Genomic DNA, 18999 nt, shown 5'->3' on the forward strand with positions numbered 1-18999 from the left:
GCGCCGCCACCGGACCCTCCCTTTCCAATCCAGAGGAATGCAACGATGGAACGCAGCTACATCCTGCACATGTTCACGCCGGGCAAACAGATGAGCCCCTTCGACATCAACATGGCGGTCGATGCCGGCTACCAGGTGGTGGTGCCGTACTGCGGCGTAAGCGCGGGCGAGATCACCGGGCTCACGCAGGACGCGATCTTCTCGCGCGGCCCCAAGGGCGTGAAGGCGACCGGCATCTTCATCGGCGGCCGCGACGTGCTGCTGGCGGCCGACATGCTGGAGGCGGCGCGCAAGGCGATGGTGCCCCCGTTCGAGGTGTCGGTGATCGCTGATCCGAGCGGCTCCTACACCACCGCCGCGGCGCTCGTGGCCTGCGTGGAGCGCCAGTTGCAGCGCAGCCATGGCACCGACCTGGCCGGCAAGCGCGTGCTGATCCTGGGCGGTACCGGCACCGTCGGCCGCATCGCCGGCGTGCTTGCGGCTGGGCTGGGTGCGGAAGTCACGCTGGGCAGCCACCGCGACGCCGCCACGGCCAGGGAAGCGGCGCGGGCGACGGGCGAGCGCTTTGGCTGCACGCTGGAGGGGGCCGGGCTCGCGGAGCGGGAGGCGCGGCGCGCGGCGCTCGCCGAGGCCGATGTGGTGCTGGCGACGGCTGCGGCCGGCGTGCAGGTGGTGAGTGCGGACGAGCGTGCGCTGGCGAACCGCCTGCTGGTGGCGGCCGACGTCAATGCGGTGCCGCCCGAGGGCATCGCCGGGGTCGGGGTGATGGACGACGGCAAGGCCTTGCCGGAAGGAAAGGCGGTGGGCATCGGCGCGCTCGCGGTGGGCAACGTCAAGTACCAGACCGAGCATCAGTTGCTGGTCGCGATGCGCAATGCCGAAAAGCCGCTCTACCTCGGTTTTCGCGAGGCCTTCGCCAAGGCGCGCGAGATCATCGCCGCCAAGGGTTGAATGGGTCGAATGGGCTGAACGCGCCGACAGGGAGCAAGGACATGAGCGAGGGCAGGCAGGACAGGTGGGGCGGTCTCAGCGTCAATCGGCTGGCGGCGGCGCACGTCGCGGCGCTGCTCGATCAGGCGGGGCCGCTCGGGTTGCGGGTGGAGCGGCTCGACGATGGCGTGACGCTGGTGGATGCCGGCATCGATGCGCCGGGCAGTGTGACCGCCGGCCTGGCGATCGGCGAGATCTGCATGGGCGGCCTGGGAACGGTGCGCTTGTCGACGCGTGCCTCCGACGGCTGGCCTGCCTGGCTGGAAGTGGCCAGCGCGCAACCGGTGCTGGCCTGCCTGGCGAGCCAGTATGCGGGGTGGAGCCTGTCGGCGAGCAAGGAAGAGGCAGGCGGCAAGAAGTTCTTCTCGCTCGGATCCGGCCCGGCGCGGGCGCTGGCCGGCCGCGAGGACCTGTTCACCGAGCTGGGCTACCGCGACCAGGCCGATTGCGGCGCGCTGGTGCTGGAGGTCGACCGCCGGCCGCCGCAGGTGGTAATCGACAAGATCCTGCGCGACTGCGGGCTGACGGCGGAGCAACTGGTGCTGATCCTCACCCCCACCACCAGCCTCGCCGGGACGACGCAGGTGGTGGCGCGTGTGCTGGAAGTGGCGATGCACAAGGCGCATGAGCTCGGCTTTGCGCTGCAGGACATCGTTGACGGCAGCGCCTCGGCGCCGCTGCCTTCGCCCAGCCCGGACGGCGGCATCGCCATGGGGCGCACCAACGACGCGATCCTGTACGGCGGCCGGGTGCATCTGTCGGTGCGCGGCAGCGACGAGGCGGTGCACGATCTGGCGTTGCGATTGCCGTCGCTCAATTCGCGCGACTACGGCCGCTCCTTCGCCGACATCTTCCGCGACTACGAATACGACTTCTACAAGATCGACCCTGCCCTGTTCGCGCCGGCGGAAGTCTGGGTCAGCAACCTGGACAGCGGCCGCACCTGGACTGCCGGCAGCCTCAACATGGCCTTGCTGCGCGACCTGTGGCTCGAGGAATCGCGTTGAGGCGGCCGCGGTGAGCCTCTACATAGCGCCGCGCAGGCGCATCGCGATCTTCACCGACGAGACGGGCTGGCACACGCGCAGGCTGCAGCGCGCCTTCGCGCGGCGCGGCTTCGAAGGGCGCTGCGTGGATCTCGAGCAGGGCCGTTTCGAAACCGGCGGTGCAGGCCATGGCCTGGTGATCCCCGGTTTTGGCCGTGAACTGCCGCTTGCCGCGATCGTGCGCGGCATCGCCGGCGGCAGCCTGGAGCAGGTCACCAAGCGCCTGGGCATCCTGCATGCGCTGCGCGAACTGGGCGTGCCGGTGTACAACGATGCGCGGGCCATCGAGCGCAGCGTGGATAAGTCCATGACCAGCTTCCTGCTGCAGAAGGCGGGTGTCGCTTCGCCGCCGGCCTGGGCGGTGGAAGACGAGGCGCAGGCGCGCCGCATCCTGATGCGCGAGGCCTCGGCGGGCCGCAGCCTGGTGCTGAAACCGATGTTCGGCTCGCAGGGCAAGGGGCTGATGCGCGTCGGCATGGTCGAGGGGGTGTCGGTGCCGCTGCCCGAGCTCAAGCGCTATGGTGGGCTGGCCTACCTGCAGCGCTTCGTGCCGCAGGCGCAGGTGCCCGGTTTCGACTGGCGCGTGCTGGTGGTGGGCGGCCGCGCGGTGGCGGCGATGAAGCGCGTCAGCGAGCACTGGGTGCACAACGTGGCGCAGGGTGCGCGCTGCACGCCTTGCGCGCTCGACTTGGGCCTGGCGAACCTCGCCGAGCGTGCCGCGGCAGCGCTGGACATGGATTACGCCGGGGTCGATCTGGTGCCCGATCCGGCGGCGGCCGCGGGCGCGCAGGTGATCGAGGTCAATGGCGTGGCGGCCTGGCGAGGCCTGCAGAAGGTGACGGCCTTCGACATCGCCCAGGCGCTGGTCGACGATCTGCTGCAGCGACGGCTCGGCGTGCTGCACGTGCATGAGGCGACGACGCTCACCGGTTGACGACTCTGCCTGAACCGCAGGAGTGAGCCCTGGCCGGATCGCGGTGATGTGATCCGGCCTTTTTTATCCGATCGCAGCCTTGTCACGGAACGCCACAGGTGTTGAGTCGCCTGTTCCGTTTTGGGGCAGGGGCAAGGGGGCGAGCTGGGGAAGGGCGTGCCGCGGCGTCGATTCGCTCGTTCCGGCATGGTTGCAGCCTCGATGGATCGAGCTGGCACGAATCCTGTATCAGAGGGACGGGTATCGGATTGCCGACGGGCGTCCGCATATCGGACTTCCCGGCCTTGGGGGGCCGAACATTTCAACGAGGAGAAGACGAATGGCGAAAATCGATCGGATGATGGTGGGCGAGTCTCTTGTCGGCGACGGCAACGAAGTGGCGCATATCGACCTGATCCTGGGGCCCCGCGGCAGCGCGGCTGAAACCGCTTTCGCGAACACGCTGACCAACAACAAGGACGGCTTCACCTCGCTGCTCGCGGTGGTGGCGCCCAACCTGCTGTGCAAGCCGGCCACGGTCATGTTCAACAAGGTCACGATCAAGGGCGCCAAGCAGGCGGTGCAGATGTTCGGCCCGGCGCAGCGCGCGGTCGCCATGGCGGTGGCCGACAGTGTCGAGGACGGCACCATCCCGGCCGCCGAAGCCGACAACATCTTCGTCTGCGTCGGCGTGTTCATCCACTGGATGGCCGAGGACGACGCCAAGATCCAGGACTACAACTACCGCGCCACGCGCGAGGCGATCAAGCGCGCGGTCAATGGCGAGCCGTCCGCCGCCGAAGTGCAGTCGAAGAAGGGCAGCTCGGCGCACCCGTTCGCGGCCAAGTAAGGTCTCTGGTGCCGCACCCGTGTGCGGCACACTCGTGTGCGGCGTCAGGACGCAAGAAAATGCCGAAGCGTTGCTTCGGCATTTTCTTGTCCCCCACCCCGATGTTCGTACCGGGGGCGGGGAGCGGAGGGGGTCAGCGCTGGCGGCTGCCGGGCACCAGGCCGGAGCCGAGCAGGCTCAGCACTTCGGCATCGCGCCGCGGCTCGGTCGGCTCGCGGGGGGCACGGCGCCGCTCGATCAGCACGCCCACGCCCTCCACGTCGTCGAACTTGCGCGGCTTGGTGATGCCCACACGCACCCAATGCGCGCCGAAGCGGTTCAGCAGCAGGTTCGCCACCCCTTCGGCGAACGCCTCCAGCAACTGGTAGCGGTGCTCGCGCAGCATCTCGTGCAGCGCGGCCCGCACCTCGCCATAGTGGATCGTGTCGCCGATGCGATCGGTGTCGCATGCCAGGCTGCGCGGCAGGCCGGCGGCCAGGTCGATGCGCAGAGGCTGGGTGCGATGGAGTTCTTCGTGGTCGATGCCGATGACGGTTTCACCGACGAAGCCGTTGATGAAGATCACGTCGAGCGGTGCGTCGCCGGCCTGGGTCGCGAATGCCGAATCAACCGGCAGGTAGTGCGGCATCAGCCGGCTGGTCGGGGTGTGGGTCACTGCGCGCTCCTCGGCACCTTGGGTCTTTATCGGAAATTCGGCTTGCCAACGGCTTTAGCGAAAAACGGGCCAAGGCCCGCCCCCCCGGGCATGGGCATGCTTGTTGCGTTGGCGGGGTTCCTCGGGCGGGCGTAATCCTGTCTAATCGACAGCGACCTACGCGCCAGCTCATGCGCGCAAGGTAGCACTGAATCAGCGCTGGAACCCATCGATGTTGCGACAAATTCCCGACTCGGACGAACTGCACCCCACCGGCGGCACGGCGGGCGATTTCCATCGCCGCAGCCGCTTCGCCTGGGCTGTCACCGGGTCCGGCCATTACCTGACCGAATGCATGGAGCTCGCTTTCCGCCTCCCGGCCCTGGACCTGTTCCTGTCGGCCGCGGCGGAGGAAGTGCTGCCGCTTTACGACTACCGTATCGACGCGCTGAAGGCGCGCTGCCGGGTGTTCCGCGACAAGACGGCGAGCTCGGTGCCGGTCGGCATGCTGTACGACGACATCTACCACACGGTGGTGGTCGCGCCGGCCACCAGCAACACCGTGGCGAAGTGCGCCTTCGGCATTTCCGACACCTTGCCCACCAACATCTTCGCCCAGGCGGGCAAGCTGGAGATCCCGGGCATCGTGCTGGCCTGCGACACCGCACCGGTGGTCATCACCAAGGCGCCGCGCGAATGGGTGGAGCTCAAGCCGCGCAACATAGAGCTGCAGAATGTCGAGCGGCTGCGCGCGATCGACCACGCAGTGGTGGTGGAAACCCCGCAGGCGCTGCAGGAGGCCTTGCAGGCGCGACTCGACGAACTCGGACTGGCATGGAACACATCGTCTTCCTGACCGGCCGGCTTGCGCAGCGCAACCTCGAGAAGGTGCTGGCGGCCATGCAGCCGCCGCCCTTCACCTGGGAAGTGCGCGAGATCGGCCTGCAGGTCGCCGGCCTGATGACCGCCGACATGGTCCGCCGCCGCGTCGAGCGCCCGGTGCGGGCCGACCGCATCATGGTGCCGGGGCGCTGCCGCGGCGACCTCGACGACCTGTCGGCGCATTTCGGCCTGCCGGTGGAGCGCGGCCCGGAGGAGCTGAAGGACATCCCGCGCCACTTCAACCAGATGGCGCAGCATGTGGACCTCTCCGCCCACGACATCCGCATCTTTGCCGAGATCGTCGACGCGCCCCGTCTCACGGTGTCGGCCATCGTCGCGCGCGCGCGGGCGCTGGCGGCCGACGGCGCCGACGTCATCGACTTGGGCTGCCTGCCCGCCACGGCCTTCGACCACCTCGAGGACGCGGTGGCGGCGCTCAAGAGCGAGGGCTTCCGTGTCAGTGTCGATTCGCTCGATGCGCGGGAGTTGTTGCGTGGCGGCGGGGCCGGCGCCGACTACTTGTTGAGCCTGACCATCGACAAGCTGTGGGTGGCGGACGAGGTTGCCGCGGTGCCGGTGCTGATCCCGCGTGAGCCGAGCGACGAGGCTTCGCTGCATGCCGCCATCGATGCGATGCGGCAGAAGGGCAAACCCTTCCTCGCGGACGCCATCCTCGATCCGATTCCCTTCGGCCTGCTTGCCTCCCTGTGCCGCTACCAGCGCCTGCGCGAGCGCTATGCGGACATCGACATCATGATGGGCGTGGGCAACGTCACCGAGCTGACCGAGGCCGACACCAGCGGCATCAACGCCGTGCTGTTCGGCATCGCCGCCGAGCTGCGCGCCGGCGCGGTGCTCACCACCCAGGTCAGCGGCCATGCGCGCCGCGCGGTGAAGGAGGCGGACGTGGCGCGGCGCGTGATGTATGCGGCGCGCGAGCATCAGTCCCTGCCCAAGGGCTACACCGACGAGTTGATGACGGTGCATGCCAAGCGCCCCTTCCCGGACAGCGATGCCGAGATCGCCGAGACCGCCGCGGCAGTGCGCGACCCCAACTTCCGCGTGCAGGTGTCGGAATCCGGCCTGCACGTCTACAACCGCGATGGCGTCCGCCGTGGCACCGATCCCTTCGCGCTGTGGCCGCATCTCGGCCTGGAGGGTGACGCCGGCCACGCCTTCTACATGGGCGTGGAGCTCGCGCGCGCCGAGATCGCGTGGACGCTGGGCAAGCGCTACACCCAGGACCAGCCGCTGGACTGGGGCTGTGCCGCCGACCGCCCGGCCCAGGACTTGCTGCATCAGTGCGCACCGGGGCCGACGAAGAAGCGCCCGGTCGCACGTTCGGCCGAGGCTGGGGCGACGGTGCCGGCCGCCGTTGCGCCGGATGCGCCCGCGAATGCGTCGCCGTCCGTCACAAAGGAAACCGAAGCCGATGCCGATGATCTTTGAAACCCTGGTGACGACGCAGTCCGCCGCAGGCGTGGTGCATCTGGCGCCGATGGGCGTGCGCTACGAGGGCGACGAGGTGGTGCTGATGCCCTTCAAGCCTTCAACCACGCTGGACAACATCCTTGCCAGCCGCTGCGCGGTGCTGAACCTGACGACCGACGTGCGCGTCTTCGCCGGTTGCGTGACCGGTCGCCGTGATTTCGCCACCGTGGCGCTGGAGGGTTTCCCGGGACGCAGGCTGGCCGACACGCTGGCGCATGTCGAACTCGAATTGCTGCGCTTTGAGGACGACGCACTGCGCCCGGTGCTGCACATGGCGCGCCGGCGCGAAGTCGCGCACACTGCGTTCCCCGGCTTCAACCGCGCGCAGGCGGCGGTGATCGAGGGCGCAGTGCTGGTCAGCCGGCTCGGCATGCTGCCGCGCGACAAGGTCGAGCGCGAGATGGTCTACCTGCAGATCGCCATCGACAAGGCCGCTGGCCCGGCTGAGCTGGAAGCCTGGCGCTGGCTGGTGGAAGCGGTGGAGCGGCACCAGGGTGGCCTGTCGGCAGCGGCGGAGGCAGCGTGATGCGCATGTTGGTCAGCGTGCGCGATGGCTCCGAGGCGCTGCGCGCGGCCGAAGCGGGCGCCGACTTCATCGACCTGAAAGAGCCGCGCGCCGGCGCGCTGGGTGGGCTGGAACCCTCGCAGATCCGCGACATCGTCGCCGTGTTGCGCAGGCATCAGCCGCGGGTGACGATCAGCGCCACCGTCGGCGACCTGCCGATCGACGCCGCCGACGCGATCCTGCGCCAGGTGGATGCGGTCGGGCAATGCGGCGTCGATCTGGTGAAGGTCGGCGTGCCGGGGCAGGGCGGTGCCGCGGCGTGCGATCTGCTGCGTCGCCTCGGCGCGACGAATTGGCAGGTGGTGCCGGTGCTGCTCGCCGACGCCGGCGTCGCTGCGAACCTGCTCGCAACCGCTTGTGCCCAGCCTTTCCCCGCGCTGATGCTCGACACCCAGGGCAAGACCGCGGGCAGCCTGTTCGATTTCATGCCGGTGAAGGACGTCGCCGAAGTGATTCGACAGGCCCGCACGGCCGGCAAGCTGATCGGCCTTGCCGGCGCCTTGCGAGACGTCGACGTGCCGAAACTGCACGCCCTGCAGCCGGAGTTCGCCGGCTTTCGCAGCGCGGTGTGCGACGGTGCGCGGACCGGGGAACTGGTTGGCGACAAGGTAAGGGCCTTGCGCCGCGCGCTTATGCAACCCATTGTCGAGGGCGGTCGGCTTGGCGTTCATCTGGGTACTCCGGCTTGATTGATCAGGCCGCTTGCACGCGCTGAACGACCCAGAAACCAGGCTCGGCCAAATCGGGTAGTCATTGGTTGATTGGCGTGATGAAGCACTCATCTTTCCCAATACCGGATACGATTACCGCATCGGCGGCCTCCGAGACCCTTCATGCCGTCACGCTCGCCCGGCTATCTCGCCAAGCTGAGCTTTGATGCCCGGCAACTGGCGACGCTGCGTGCGTTGGGCGAATACCGGGGCAAGCAGCAGTTCTACGTCGCGCAGCCGCCCGAGGGGCTGGGCGACTTGACACCGATGGGGGTCGTTGAGTTCACCGAGTCGTCGAACCGCCGGGAAGGTGTGGTGGTGGCGTATCGGCTCAAGTCCTTCGCAATAGCGATTCGCTGTGTTGCGTGCAAGGTATCCATGGGTACCAGCTTGGCGGCAGGGCGACCACTGGGCGCGGTGGCGATCCCGCGTTCCTGCCTCTGACTTCGGAATGACGCGCGTGATGGTGACTCGACGAGAATTCATTCTTGCCGGATCGGCGACCCTTGGCGCATTGGCTGCCGTGGCGTCCTGCTCATCGGAAACCGCTGACGCTGGCTACGCCAATGCGGTAAGCAACACTTGGCGTCACGGTATGGCAGACGCTGGCGACAACTCGGCGCTCCTGCGCGAACTGGTGCGCTGCGCGACTTTGGCGCCATCCAGTCACAATACCCAGTGCTGGAAGTTTCGGCCGGAACACCGCTCCATATCGATCCTGCCGGATTTTTCGCGACGCTGTCCCGCGGTGGACCCGGATGATCATCATCTGTTCGTTTCCATCGGTTGTGCCGCCGAGAACCTGCTTCAGGCGGCACTTGCCAACGGACTCTACGGGAACCTCGTCGTCGATGATTCTGCGGGCAAAGTGCTGCGGATCGCCCTGGAGCCGACCAAGGCTGTTGCGACCAGTCTGTTCAACGCGATCCCTGAACGCCAGAGCACACGCGCCGAGTACGACGGCAAGCAGATTTCAACGAGGGAGCTTGCGCTGCTGGAGAAAGCAAGCCAAGGCAACGGCGTTCGTGTCATTCTTCTCACCGGCCGCGAGGCATTGGAGAAGGTTCTCGAGTATGTCGTGCAGGGAAATGCGGCGCAGATGCATGATCCGGCTTTCGTCGAGGAGTTGAAAGCGTGGATTCGCTTCAACGCTGACGATGCAGTCCGCACGGGCGACGGTCTGTATGCCGCGTCGTCGGGGAATCCCTCCGTGCCTTCCTGGCTGGGCCGCCTGCTCTTCGGCCTGTTCTTTACGCCCGAAGCGGAGAACGAAAAATACGCGAAACATGTGCGCAGCTCGGCCGGAATCGCTGTTTTCGTCTCCGAGGGGGAGAGCCCCACCCAATGGATCGAGGTCGGGCGTTGCTACGAGCGCTTTGCACTCCAGTCGGCGGCCTTGGGAATCCGCAACTCAATGCTTAATCAGCCGGTGGAGGTGCCCACGCTGAGACCACAGTTTGCAACCTTCCTGGGTGTTGGCGGACGCAGGCCCGACCTCGTTGTTCGCTTCGGCCGCGGGCCGAAGTTGCCGCCATCGCTGCGGAGGCCAGTAGACGCAGTGCTGACTTGAAAGTGCCTGCGATCAAGGCCGGACTGGTCTACTTCGCGCTGGTGTTTGGCGCTGGGTTCCTGTTGGGGGCGATTCGCATCACTTTTGTCGTGCCCCGCGTGGGCGAACGCATTGCTGAATTGGGCGAGATGCCGATCATGTTTGTCGTCACTCTGGTCGCGGCAAGATTCGTGATCAGGCACTTCGCCGTGCCGCCTTCCATGCCTGCGCGCCTTGGTACAGGGCTGCTAGCCCTTGTGCTGTTGCTCGCTGCAGAACTTGTGTTGGCCGCGGTATTGCAGGAACGCTCACTTGCAGACTATGTGTCCAGCCGCGATCCCGTCTCTGGAGGCGCATATCTGGCAATGCTGGTGCTATTTGCCCTGATGCCTGCGTTCATGAGGCATACACATGGCACTCGCGACCGAAGCCCGTAAAGGCTGAGCCAACAGGCCTTTCACTCCCGGCACAGATGAATTCGAACTTTTCGGAATAGCCAGTCGAGAAGTCTGATTGGCGTATTGGGTCGCTCCCTGTCGCTCAGCCCTCGTATGTTGGGCGGTGGAACCTAGAGTTGGTCGCTTCCACACTGGAGATCGGCAGGGAAAGCCATCGAGTCGGCGCTGAAAGGTCTTCGCGCGCGACCAACTCGACGGTGCAGCGCGCATCGCGTGCTAGCGCGGGGAAGCGCCGGTCGACGATGCCTGCATTCGACAGCGCGTCCCAATCCTGATTGGCCGGAATCGGGCACGATTTGACCAGCGCCACGTGAGACGCGCCCAGGCGGGCGGCGAGCCACAACGCGAGGCTGTCCGAGGTGACGTCCCAGCTCGTCAGTTCGTCCAGCGCTTCGCGTAGCAGGTCGAACGGGAGCCACACGGCGACCTTGCCGGATTTCAGCACGCGCTCGACCTCGGCCACATTGCGCGCGGTCACGAGGCTGGGGCACAGGCCTTGGAGCACATAGCCGAACTGCGCCATGCCGAGGATGGCCACGTTGTGGGCGGTGAGGTCGTTCAGCGGCCAGGCGGCCTGCGCGTCGCGTGCGGCGTCGGCGAAGGGGCCGCCGCCGGGCACGATGACGATGCGGCCGCCGCCGTGCTCGGCGAGCATCTGCAGCCATTGCGGCAGCAGCGGGTCGCGGGCGAGGCTGCCGCCGAGCTTGACGACCTGGATCACGGCATTTCCCGCTCGAGCAGCACCGCGACCGCTACGGCGGGCGCGCAGGTGGCGACCCACTTGCGGCAGGCGGGGTCGGCGTCGATCAGCGCGTCGAAGGGCAGGAAGGGACGGTCGAGGCGCTGCGCGAGGGCATGCGCCAGGAACAGGCCGCAGCCGGCGCCGACGATCGGGACGCGTGTGGCATCCGCGCTTGCGTGGCCTGCGTCCGTGCCGCGCGTGATCGAGTCCGCGGGCCGGTCCGATTCTGCAGTCGGCGGGGAGACCTGGGTTGCGTTGAGTCTGGACTCGACCCGGCTCACGTTGCGCGCGATCTCCGCAGTCATCGCCCGTCGCCAGTGCTCGGCGAATTCGCGCCAGTCGGCCTCGCTCGCGTCGCGTGAGTCGCGACCGATCATCCGCGCGAGGCGCTGGCAGGTGGCGGCGGTGTCCTTGCTGCCGCCGTCGGCGGGCGGGTACTGGTCGTGCTCGGCATCTAGCTCGCCGGTGAGGCGGAAGATGTCGGCGGTGGTGGCGAAGAACTCGTTCATCACGTTGATGTAGGTGCCGTCGAACGGGATGCGCCGCGCCAGTGCGCACAGCGGCGTGCGCACCACGCCGAGGTAAACGAGTTCGCCGCTCGCCAGACGCGCGGCATCGCTGCGGCCGACGGGTGAGGGCTGACCGGCGGCGATGGGGATGAGGTCGGTGGTGGTGCTGCCGATGTCGACCAGCAGGGCGTCGGGATGGCGGAGGGCGACCATGCGGGCGGTGGCGAGCCAGTTCGCCGAGGCGATCGCTTCCCAGTGCTCGGCCACGGCGTCGAGCTTCGCCCAGCCAGCCTCGCCGGCGAAGAAGCGGACTTCGCTGCCGAGCTGTTCGCCGACCCGGCTGGCGATCGCGAGCACGCCGGCTTCGCGGTTCGGAAACAGGTCGGCCATTTCCGCCGTCATGGTCACGGCGTGCCGTGCGGCGCCGAATTGCAGCCAGCGCTTGCGGGTGGCGGCCACCGCCTTGTCCAGATGCTCGAGGCCCTGCCACATCGGCGTCGGCCATTGGGCGATGTCGGCGATGCGACCGGCTACCAGCAGACTCGCCTTCACGTGGGCGCCGCCAATGTCCCAGCCGATCACCGCTGGTGCGGCGGCAGTGTCGGGGCGGGCAGGAGTCGTGGCCGTCATGTGCTCGGTGCCGTCATTGCGACTTCGGTGGCGCGAACGGCCGGGCTCGACGTCGGCGCGGGCTCGTGGCTCGCCAGGATCTCGGCGGCGAGATTGCGGCCGAGGCGGCGCGACAGGCCGACGTAGGCGCAGGTCAGGCGCGGATTTATCTCGATGACGACCGACTGGCCTTCGGGCGTCCATATGAGGTCGACGCCGACGAAGCCGGCCAGGCCCGGCAGGGCGGCGCGAATCCTGCATGCCAGTTCGGCCAGTTGCCGGCCGCGAGGGCTGCCGGTCGGCTCGATGCCGGTATCGACGCCGTGGTAGCCGAGGGTGCCATCGGCGGCGAGCTCGATGCGCTGACGGTTGATGCAAAGCAGCTCGGTGCGGTCGCTGCGGCACAGCAGCGACAGGCTCAGGGGCTCGCCCGCCACCAATTGTTCCAGTGTCGCGCTGCGGCCCGCCTGCTGTCGGGTTTCGAAGTCTTCGCGCGCGTCGACAAAGTGCGCGTGCCGGCGCGTGTCCTGGGTGCCGGCGCCGTCGTCGGGCTTCACGATCCAGGAGCCGTCTGCCGGCGGCTCGCTCTCGCCGGATTGCCATGCGGCGGGGACGACAATGCCGTGCGCGGCCAGGGCGTCGCGGGTGGCGCGCTTGCTGCTGCAGCACACGATGGCATCCTCGCTGCAGCCGACCCAGCGTCGCGGCCCGACGACGCGGCAGAGCTCGGCGAGGACGCCGTCCGTCTCCGGCGCCACCACCCAGACACGGTCGAAGGCGGGCGCAAGCCGCGCGAGGAGGGCGGTGGGCGACTCGGCGGCCGCCACGCGCAGCGCGGTGCAACGCGATGGGCGTGGCGGCTGGGATGCCTCAGAGAGCAAGGCAGGGGCCGAGGGCAACATGGCAGCGGAATCGTCTGCTGGCGCAAAGGGTGCAGCGTCGCTCGCCGCCACGCCGATGTTGTAGCCGCCCGCGGCGATCAGGTCGGCGACCATCGCGTTTCGCATCGAGATGCCCTGCTGCAGCAGCGATTCGCCTTCGCCGGTCGAAGCCGGGGCTGCCGCGGTGCTAAGCTCGTCGCCCGACGCTGCGGTGCCGATGAGTCCGGCGTCGATGGTTGCGGCGCTGATAAATTCGTAGACGAGGACGCGTTCGCGCTTCGGTTCAGTCATGGTCATGCAAATCATACCGGTGTTGGATCTGATGAAAGGCCAGGTGGTGCGTGCGGTGCGCGGCCAGCGCAGCGACTATCAGCCCATCGTGTCCGGGCTGTGCGCCGGCAGCGATCCGGTGACGGTGGCGCGCGCATTGGTTGATTACGTCCGTGCCGAGACGTTGTACGTCGCCGATCTGGACGCACTGACCGGCGGCGCCGTGCAGGTTGCGGTGATTCGCGACCTGCTCGCGGCCTTGCCCCGCGTGCGCTTGTGGCTGGATGCGGGTTTTGCGGATGCAGCGGCGTTCGGCCGGCTGCGTGCAGAACTGGGCGCCGGGTTGGACGACGCGTCGGGGGAATCGACAGCAAGGGTCGTACCCGTTTTTGCCAGCGAGGCGCTGGCCTCGGCTGAGGTGGCGCGCACCAGCCTGGCGGACAAGGCCGGCGCCATCCTGTCGCTGGACCGCCGCGGCGGGGAATTGATGGACCCGGCCGGCTGTTGGGCCGACGAGAGCCTGTGGCCGGAGCGCGTCATCGTCATGACGCTGGATCGCGTCGGATCGTTCGACGGGCCGGACCTGGCCACGCTGCGCGACTGTGCCCGCCGCGCGCCGCGGGCAATGCTGATCGGCGCCGGCGGCATTCGCGACGAGGCCGACTTGCGCCTGGCCGAGCAAGCCGGCGCCGCGGCGTGGCTGACCGCCTCTGCGCTGCACGATCGGCGCCTTGCGCCGCGCGCGGACTGAGGCCGGCGCGAATCGCGATGACGCAATGAGGGCAGAACCGCCCGTTCTTCTGGCACATGATTTGCTGAGATAGGCGCCATGAATGCCCCCACTCAAACCCAGAACCCGGACCCGTCCGGCAGCATTGGGCAGGACTGGACTTGCCCGTTCTGCTCGCTGCTGTGCGACGGCTTCCGTGTCGAATCGCAACAGGGCGGGCTGAAGCTCGTCGGCAGCGACTGTTCCAAAGCGGTACAGGGGCTGGCCAGCTTCGGGCCGGTGCCCGCCGCGCCATCGGCGACCGTGGATGGACGTGAAGTCTCGCCCGATACTGCGCTCGATGCCGCCGCCGAACGTCTCGCCGCCAGCCGCATGCCGCTGTTTGGCGGGCTGGCGACCGACGTCGGCGGCATGCGGCAGTTGGTCCGGCTGGCCAACCAGCGCGGCGCCATCCTCGATCACGCGCGCGGCGATACGCTGATGCCGGTGCTCCGCACGCTGCAGGATCGCGGCCAGATGTTCTCCACGCTCGCCGAGATCCGCAACCGGGCCGACCTTGTCGTGTGCATCGGCACCGACGCCGCGAGCAATTTCCCCGAATTCTTCCGCCGCTGTGCGCCGGTGGACGAAGCGGCTTTCGCGCGCCGCACCGTATTCGTCGGCGCAAGTGCGCCTGCCGGGCTGCAGGGTGAAGTCGACGAGGTGGCGCTGCAAGGCGATCTGTTCGACGCGGTGGCGATGCTCGCTGCGCTCGTCGATGGTCGCCGGCTGCCGGCCCCCGATGCTGCGTTGGAACGGCTGGCGCAGGCGATGCGAGCGTCGACGTATTGTGTGGTGGTGTTCGAGCCCGGCCGGCTGCCTGCGCAGGGCGCGCTGATCACCGAGGCGGTGCTGCGCATCGTGATGTCGCTCAACCGCAAGACGCGCGCCGGCGCCTTCATGCTCGGCGGCGCGGACGGCCTGCAGACCGCGAATGCCGTCACCACCTGGATGTCCGGCCTGCCGCTGCGCAGCCGCGTCGGGCCGCTCGGCCTCGATCATGACCCGCTGCAGTACGCCACCGACCGCCTGCTTGAGGAGGAGGCGGTGGATCTGCTGCTGTGGGTGGCGAGCCTGGGGCCGAAGCCGGTGCCGCCTGCGACTGTGCTGCCGCGCATCGTGCTCGGTCATCCCGCGCTGGCGGCGGATTGCGCCGCAGCGGGCACCGTGTTCATCCCGGTGGCCACGCCCGGCATCAACGCCGATGGTCACCTGTTCCGCGCCGATGGCGTCGTCACCCTGCCGCTGCGCGCGCTGCGCGATGACGGCCTGCCGACCGTGGCGGACATCGCGAATGCGCTGCAGGCACGGCTGGCCCTGCGTCGCCTGGCGACGGAGGGCACGCCATGAGCACGATACGATTGAAGGGCGGGCGGGTGTACGACCCGGCCAACGGTGTGGATGGCGAGACGCGTGACATCGGCATGCGCGACGGACGCATCGTCGCGCTGCATCCGCAGGAAGAAGTCGACCACGAGTACGACGTGTCCGGTTGCGTGGTGATGGCAGGCGGCATCGACCTGCACACCCACATCGGCGGCGGCAAGGTGAACCTCGCGCGCATGATGCTGCCCGAGGACCACCGCGCCAACCGCGCGCGCGACCCGCTGCTCGAACTCGCCTCCAACGGCTGCTGCACACCGGGCACGCTGGAAACCGGCTACCGCTACGCGCAGATGGGCTACACGGCTGCTTTCGAACCGGCGATGCTGGCGGCCAATGCGCGCCACGCGCACATGGAGATGGGCGACACCCCCATCCTCGACCATGGCGCCTATGTGATGCTGGGCAACGAGGAGCTGTTCCTCGAGATGCTGGCGCGCGGCGAGGACTTCGAGCGCATCCGCGACTATGTCGGCTGGTCCATCGACGCCAGCAAGGCGATGGGCGTGAAGGTGGTGAACCCGGGCGGCATCTCGGCCTTCAAGTTCAACCAGAGGAAGCTCGACGTCGACGAGAACCACGTGCATTGGCAGGTCACGCCACGCCATGTGGTGCACACGCTGGCGCGCGCGCTGACCGAGCTGGGCGTGCCGCATCCGCTGCACATCCATGCCAGCAACCTCGGCGTCGCCGGCAACATTGAATCCACGCTGGCGACCATCGACGCGCTCGACGGCCTGCCCGGCCACCTGACGCACATCCAGTTCCACAGCTATGGCAAGGAAGGGCCGAAGAAATTCTCGTCGGCCGCGCGGCAGTTGATCGAGAAGGTGAAGGCCGCGCCCAATGTCAGCATCGACGTCGGCCAGATCATCTTCGGCCAGACGGTCACCGCCTCCGGCGACACCATGCGCCAGTTCGCCAATGCCGACCTCGGCAGCCCGCGCAAATACGTCGGTGGCGACATCGAGTGCGACGCCGGCTGCGGCGTGGTGCCCTTCCGCTATCGCGAGCAGAGCTACGTGAATGCCCTGCAGTGGGCGATCGGGCTGGAGATCTTCCTGCTGATGGACGACCCGTGGCGGGTGGTGCTGACCACCGATCACCCCAACGGCGGCCCCTTCACCAGCTACCCGCACCTGATCAGGCTGCTCATGGACAAGTCCTTCCGCGACGAGCAGTTGGCGCGCCTGCATCCGGACGTGGCGGCGTCGGTCGACCTGCGTGAGATCGGCCGCGAGCTGAGCCTGTACGACATCGCGATCATGACCCGCGCCGCGCCGGCCCGCCTGCTGGGGCTGGCCGACCGCGGCCAGCTCGGCGTCGGCGCCGCGGCCGACATCGCGGTGTATCGCGAGGACGCCGACCGCGAGGCGATGTTCGCCACGCCGGAATACGTGTTCAAGGACGGCCGCCTGGTGGCGCGCCAGGGCCGGCTGGAGGCGGTGCCAGTGGGCGGCACCCACTTCCTGGAGACCGAGTTCGATCCCGGCATCGAGAAGACCATCGAGCAATACGCGCAGCGCCACCTCAGCGTGAGCTACCGCAACGCGAAGATCGGCAAGGACGAGCTGTGCTCCTGCGCCAACGGCGGTGCGCTGCTGGCGTGCAAGGTGCATGGCGGTCGGGGGGGCAAATGAGCGCACAGGCAGAGACGACATCTGGCGCCGGGGAGCAGGCGGTGGTGCGCAACGGCGTGAGCATCGACCCGACCTTCGCCGAGGCCTTTCCGATGAAGGCGACGCGCGTGCTGATCACCGCGCACAACGACACCTGGGCGCGTAACGCGGCAGTGGCGATGACCGGCTTCGCCACCTCGGTGATCGCCTGCGGCTGCGAAGCGGGCATCGAGCGCATGCTGTCGCCCATCGAAACGCCGGACGGCCGGCCGGGCGTGGCGGTGCTGCTGTTCTCGATGTCGGGCAAGGAACTCGCCAAGCAGCTCGAACGCCGTGTCGGCCAGTGCGTGCTGACCTGCCCGACCACCGCCGTGTATGCCGGGCTCGACGAGGGCGAGGCCGTCGCGCTGGGCAAGAACCTGCGCTTCTTCGGCGACGGTTGGCAGATCTCCAAGATGATCGACGGCAAGCGCTACTGGCGCGTGCCGGTGATGGACGGCGAGTTCGTCGCGCAGGAGACGACGGCGGTGGTGAAGGCGGTGGGCGGCGGCAACCTGCTGCTGCTGGCGCGCGACACCGACGCCGCGCTGGCCGGTGCGGAAGCGGCGGTCGAGGCGATGCGGGCGGTGCCCGGCGTGATCATGCCTTTCCCAGGCGGGGTGGTGCGCTCGGGGAGCAAGGTCGGCAGCAAGTACGCGTCACTGATGGCCTCCACCAACGACGCCTTCTGCCCGGCGCTGATCCCTCTGGCGAAGAAGACCGAGCTCGACGCCGGCACGCGCTGCGTGATGGAGATCGTCATCGACGGGCTGACCGAAGCCGACGTTTCGGCGGCGATGCGCGCCGGCATCGATGCCATCGTCGCCCGTGGCGGCGAGGCCGGCGTGACGCGTATCTCTGCCGGCAACTACGGCGGCAAGCTCGGCCCTTTCCATTTCCATCTTCACAAGCTGCTGGGCGCGGAGGCAAGCGTATGAGCGCAGCACAGGGTTTCCGCCTGCGCCTGCGCGCGCAGCCTGACTTCCGCGTGGATCTGAGTCCGCTGCAGCCTGCGGCGCTGGCCGGCCGTGACGTCGGCGAGGTCGCGCGGCTGGAACTGCGGCATGCCAACGCGCATGTGGAGCTGGGCGAACTGTTCGATGTCGACGCCTTGTCGTCGGAGGCGCCCGAGCTGCGCCTCGAGGGCGACCTGCGCCGCTTCGACCGCATCGGCCAGGCCATGGACGGCGGGTGCCTGAGCGTGACCGGTGAGGTCGGCGATTACCTCGGCGCGGCGATGCGCAGTGGCGACATCGTCGTCGAAGGGCGCGCCGGTCATCTGGCTGCCTGCGAAATGGCCGGCGGCCGGCTGGAAGTGCGCGGCGACATCGGCGACTTCGCCGCCGGCGCGCTGCCCGGCAGCATGGACGGCATGCGCGGCGGCACGCTGGTCGTGCGTGGCAACGCCGGCGCCCGCTTCGGCGACCGCATGCGGCGCGGCACCGTGCTGCTGCTGGGCGATGCCGGCGATTTCTGCGCCTCGCGCATGGTGGCAGGAACGATCGCGCTGGCGGGGCGGGTCGGTGCCCACTGCGGCTACGGCATGCGGCGCGGCACACTGGTGTTCGGCGGGTCGGCACCCGACGTGCCGGCGACGTTTGCCGAAACGAGCCACGACATTCGCGTGACGTGGGCGCTGCTGTCGCGCAGCCTCGGCAAGCTGCATCCCGCCTTCGACAGTTTGGCTGGCCGCGTTCCGCGTCGCGTCGTCGGCGACCTGGCGGCGGATGGCAAGGGCGAGTGGCTGATCGTCGGCTGACAGGCTGGGGGTAAGCCGTCCCAATTCACTGCGCCTTTCATGCCTTAGGCTTCACGCCCTCGGGGCTGGCAGCATGGCAGGTCTGGCGGTGGAGGAGGCGAGGAGCGCACGAGCACTGTCCGAGTCCGGAGCGAATCAAGGGCGCGCATTTGCGTGAACTCCGCAGCGCTGCTGCCGCGTAGCGGCAGCCCGACGGAGCACATCCTCCGCCGCTAGACCGGGTTCTCGGCGACAACTTTGCTGCCCCCCGCCACCCGACCGGATTGTCGGCAACAAGCCAACACACGTCGCGTCCGTGACTCCTTCTTCCCCCGGCAGGCCCTAGAATGCG

The 18999-nt window shown here is 68.4% G+C and carries 20 protein-coding genes; 16 read left to right on the forward strand and 4 right to left on the reverse strand.

The annotated features are described in order from the left end of the window. The first annotated feature begins 45 nt into the window (after positions 1-45). The 4 genes from GH664_RS01665 (at position 46) to fae (ending at position 3799) form a co-directional block, all read left to right on the forward strand. Positions 46-951: an NAD(P)-dependent methylenetetrahydromethanopterin dehydrogenase gene (locus GH664_RS01665; RefSeq protein WP_153166394.1), complete on the forward strand. Its 906-nt coding sequence runs from the start codon at positions 46-48 to the stop codon at positions 949-951. Positions 952-992: 41 nt separating this feature from the next. Next, positions 993-1997: a methenyltetrahydromethanopterin cyclohydrolase gene (mch, locus tag GH664_RS01670; protein WP_153166395.1), complete on the forward strand. Its 1005-nt coding sequence runs from the start codon at positions 993-995 to the stop codon at positions 1995-1997. 10 nt (positions 1998-2007) lie between these two features. Then, complete coding sequence (locus GH664_RS01675) at positions 2008-2970, forward strand: RimK family alpha-L-glutamate ligase (RefSeq protein ID WP_228111327.1); 963 nt, start codon at positions 2008-2010, stop codon at positions 2968-2970. A gap of 319 nt (positions 2971-3289) precedes the next feature. Further along, entirely contained in the window at positions 3290-3799 is a 510-nt protein-coding gene (fae, locus tag GH664_RS01680) for a formaldehyde-activating enzyme (RefSeq protein ID WP_153166396.1), read from the forward strand. Positions 3800-3932: 133 nt separating this feature from the next. Here the strand turns inward: fae and GH664_RS01685 are convergent, their stop codons facing one another. Next, positions 3933-4454 carry a dihydroneopterin aldolase gene (locus GH664_RS01685; protein WP_228111328.1) on the reverse strand — a complete coding sequence of 174 codons (522 nt, stop codon included), beginning with the start codon at positions 4452-4454 and terminating at the stop codon, positions 3933-3935. 211 nt (positions 4455-4665) lie between these two features. Between GH664_RS01685 and GH664_RS01690 the strand changes: the two genes are divergently transcribed. From GH664_RS01690 to GH664_RS01720, 7 genes are all read left to right on the forward strand, one after another. Beyond that, positions 4666-5289, forward strand: a complete 624-nt coding sequence (locus GH664_RS01690; RefSeq protein ID WP_153166397.1) for a flavoprotein — start codon at positions 4666-4668, stop codon at positions 5287-5289. After that, positions 5268-6764 (forward strand): DUF6513 domain-containing protein, encoded by a 1497-nt coding sequence (locus tag GH664_RS01695; RefSeq protein WP_228111329.1) that lies wholly within the window; start codon positions 5268-5270, stop codon positions 6762-6764. Before GH664_RS01690 ends, GH664_RS01695 begins: the two co-directional genes overlap by 22 nt. Continuing rightward, positions 6748-7332, forward strand: coding sequence for a DUF447 domain-containing protein (locus tag GH664_RS01700; protein WP_228111330.1), 585 nt, complete (start codon positions 6748-6750; stop codon positions 7330-7332). Before GH664_RS01695 ends, GH664_RS01700 begins: the two co-directional genes overlap by 17 nt. Next, positions 7332-8060 (forward strand): (5-formylfuran-3-yl)methyl phosphate synthase, encoded by a 729-nt coding sequence (locus tag GH664_RS01705; protein ID WP_153166494.1) that lies wholly within the window; start codon positions 7332-7334, stop codon positions 8058-8060. Before GH664_RS01700 ends, GH664_RS01705 begins: the two co-directional genes overlap by 1 nt. A gap of 144 nt (positions 8061-8204) precedes the next feature. After that, positions 8205-8525: a hypothetical protein gene (locus tag GH664_RS01710; protein ID WP_228111331.1), complete on the forward strand. Its 321-nt coding sequence runs from the start codon at positions 8205-8207 to the stop codon at positions 8523-8525. Between the two features lie 7 nt (positions 8526-8532). Further along, positions 8533-9651, forward strand: a complete 1119-nt coding sequence (locus GH664_RS01715) for a Tat pathway signal protein (protein WP_228111332.1) — start codon at positions 8533-8535, stop codon at positions 9649-9651. After that, complete coding sequence (locus tag GH664_RS01720) at positions 9648-10067, forward strand: hypothetical protein (RefSeq protein ID WP_153166398.1); 420 nt, start codon at positions 9648-9650, stop codon at positions 10065-10067. The genes GH664_RS01715 and GH664_RS01720 overlap by 4 nt, the downstream gene beginning before the upstream one ends. Before the next feature lie 103 nt (positions 10068-10170). On the opposite strand, the gene GH664_RS01725 is transcribed toward GH664_RS01720, so the two are convergent. Genes GH664_RS01725 through GH664_RS01735 form a run of 3 tightly spaced genes read right to left on the reverse strand, consistent with a single transcriptional unit; the run spans position 10171 to position 13120 of the window. Further along, the gene (locus GH664_RS01725) at positions 10171-10809 is read right to left on the reverse strand and encodes an aspartate kinase (protein WP_228111333.1); all 639 of its coding nucleotides are present in this window, start codon (positions 10807-10809) and stop codon (positions 10171-10173) included. Continuing rightward, positions 10806-11969, reverse strand: a complete 1164-nt coding sequence (locus GH664_RS01730; RefSeq protein ID WP_153166399.1) for a hydantoinase/oxoprolinase family protein — start codon at positions 11967-11969, stop codon at positions 10806-10808. The genes GH664_RS01725 and GH664_RS01730 overlap by 4 nt, the downstream gene beginning before the upstream one ends. Next, complete coding sequence (locus GH664_RS01735) at positions 11966-13120, reverse strand: ATP-grasp domain-containing protein (protein WP_194270298.1); 1155 nt, start codon at positions 13118-13120, stop codon at positions 11966-11968. The genes GH664_RS01730 and GH664_RS01735 overlap by 4 nt, the downstream gene beginning before the upstream one ends. Before the next feature lie 4 nt (positions 13121-13124). Between GH664_RS01735 and GH664_RS01740 the strand changes: the two genes are divergently transcribed. The 5 genes from GH664_RS01740 to GH664_RS01760 all read left to right on the forward strand — a co-directional run bounded on the left by GH664_RS01740 (position 13125) and on the right by GH664_RS01760 (position 18668). Then, on the forward strand, positions 13125-13850 hold the full coding sequence (locus tag GH664_RS01740) for a HisA/HisF-related TIM barrel protein (protein ID WP_153166401.1): 726 nt from the start codon (positions 13125-13127) through the stop codon (positions 13848-13850). 78 nt (positions 13851-13928) lie between these two features. Next, positions 13929-15218: a formylmethanofuran dehydrogenase gene (locus GH664_RS01745; RefSeq protein WP_153166402.1), complete on the forward strand. Its 1290-nt coding sequence runs from the start codon at positions 13929-13931 to the stop codon at positions 15216-15218. Continuing rightward, positions 15215-16891: a formylmethanofuran dehydrogenase subunit A gene (locus tag GH664_RS01750; protein ID WP_153166403.1), complete on the forward strand. Its 1677-nt coding sequence runs from the start codon at positions 15215-15217 to the stop codon at positions 16889-16891. Before GH664_RS01745 ends, GH664_RS01750 begins: the two co-directional genes overlap by 4 nt. Continuing rightward, positions 16888-17847, forward strand: coding sequence for a formylmethanofuran--tetrahydromethanopterin N-formyltransferase (fhcD, locus tag GH664_RS01755; RefSeq protein WP_153166404.1), 960 nt, complete (start codon positions 16888-16890; stop codon positions 17845-17847). The genes GH664_RS01750 and fhcD overlap by 4 nt, the downstream gene beginning before the upstream one ends. Then, a complete protein-coding gene (locus GH664_RS01760) occupies positions 17844-18668 on the forward strand; it encodes a formylmethanofuran dehydrogenase subunit C (protein ID WP_153166405.1) in 825 nt (274 codons plus the stop codon). The genes fhcD and GH664_RS01760 overlap by 4 nt, the downstream gene beginning before the upstream one ends. The last annotated feature ends 331 nt before the right edge of the window (positions 18669-18999 follow it).

It is taken from the genome of Thauera sp. 2A1 (genome assembly GCF_009469595.2).
In the GTDB taxonomy this organism is placed as follows: Bacteria; Pseudomonadota; Gammaproteobacteria; order Burkholderiales; family Rhodocyclaceae; genus Thauera.

Bases quoted from the DNA above. Each gene is read 5' to 3' on its own strand.
- GH664_RS01750 (WP_153166403.1), top strand. From the start codon at position 15,215: ATGAGCACGATACGATTGAAGGGCGGGCGGGTGTACGACCCGGCCAAC.
- fhcD (WP_153166404.1), top strand. From the start codon at position 16,888: ATGAGCGCACAGGCAGAGACGACATCTGGCGCCGGGGAGCAGGCGGTG.
- GH664_RS01700 (WP_228111330.1), top strand. From the start codon at position 6,748: ATGCCGATGATCTTTGAAACCCTGGTGACGACGCAGTCCGCCGCAGGC.
- GH664_RS01695 (WP_228111329.1), top strand. From the start codon at position 5,268: ATGGAACACATCGTCTTCCTGACCGGCCGGCTTGCGCAGCGCAACCTC.
- GH664_RS01690 (WP_153166397.1), top strand. From the start codon at position 4,666: ATGTTGCGACAAATTCCCGACTCGGACGAACTGCACCCCACCGGCGGC.
- GH664_RS01760 (WP_153166405.1), top strand. From the start codon at position 17,844: ATGAGCGCAGCACAGGGTTTCCGCCTGCGCCTGCGCGCGCAGCCTGAC.
- GH664_RS01740 (WP_153166401.1), top strand. From the start codon at position 13,125: ATGCAAATCATACCGGTGTTGGATCTGATGAAAGGCCAGGTGGTGCGT.
- GH664_RS01705 (WP_153166494.1), top strand. From the start codon at position 7,332: ATGCGCATGTTGGTCAGCGTGCGCGATGGCTCCGAGGCGCTGCGCGCG.
- GH664_RS01730 (WP_153166399.1), bottom strand. From the start codon at position 11,969: ATGACGGCCACGACTCCTGCCCGCCCCGACACTGCCGCCGCACCAGCG.
- mch (WP_153166395.1), top strand. From the start codon at position 993: ATGAGCGAGGGCAGGCAGGACAGGTGGGGCGGTCTCAGCGTCAATCGG.
- GH664_RS01665 (WP_153166394.1), top strand. From the start codon at position 46: ATGGAACGCAGCTACATCCTGCACATGTTCACGCCGGGCAAACAGATG.
- GH664_RS01745 (WP_153166402.1), top strand. From the start codon at position 13,929: ATGAATGCCCCCACTCAAACCCAGAACCCGGACCCGTCCGGCAGCATT.
- fae (WP_153166396.1), top strand. From the start codon at position 3,290: ATGGCGAAAATCGATCGGATGATGGTGGGCGAGTCTCTTGTCGGCGAC.
- GH664_RS01735 (WP_194270298.1), bottom strand. From the start codon at position 13,120: ATGACTGAACCGAAGCGCGAACGCGTCCTCGTCTACGAATTTATCAGC.
- GH664_RS01715 (WP_228111332.1), top strand. From the start codon at position 8,533: ATGACGCGCGTGATGGTGACTCGACGAGAATTCATTCTTGCCGGATCG.
- GH664_RS01710 (WP_228111331.1), top strand. From the start codon at position 8,205: ATGCCGTCACGCTCGCCCGGCTATCTCGCCAAGCTGAGCTTTGATGCC.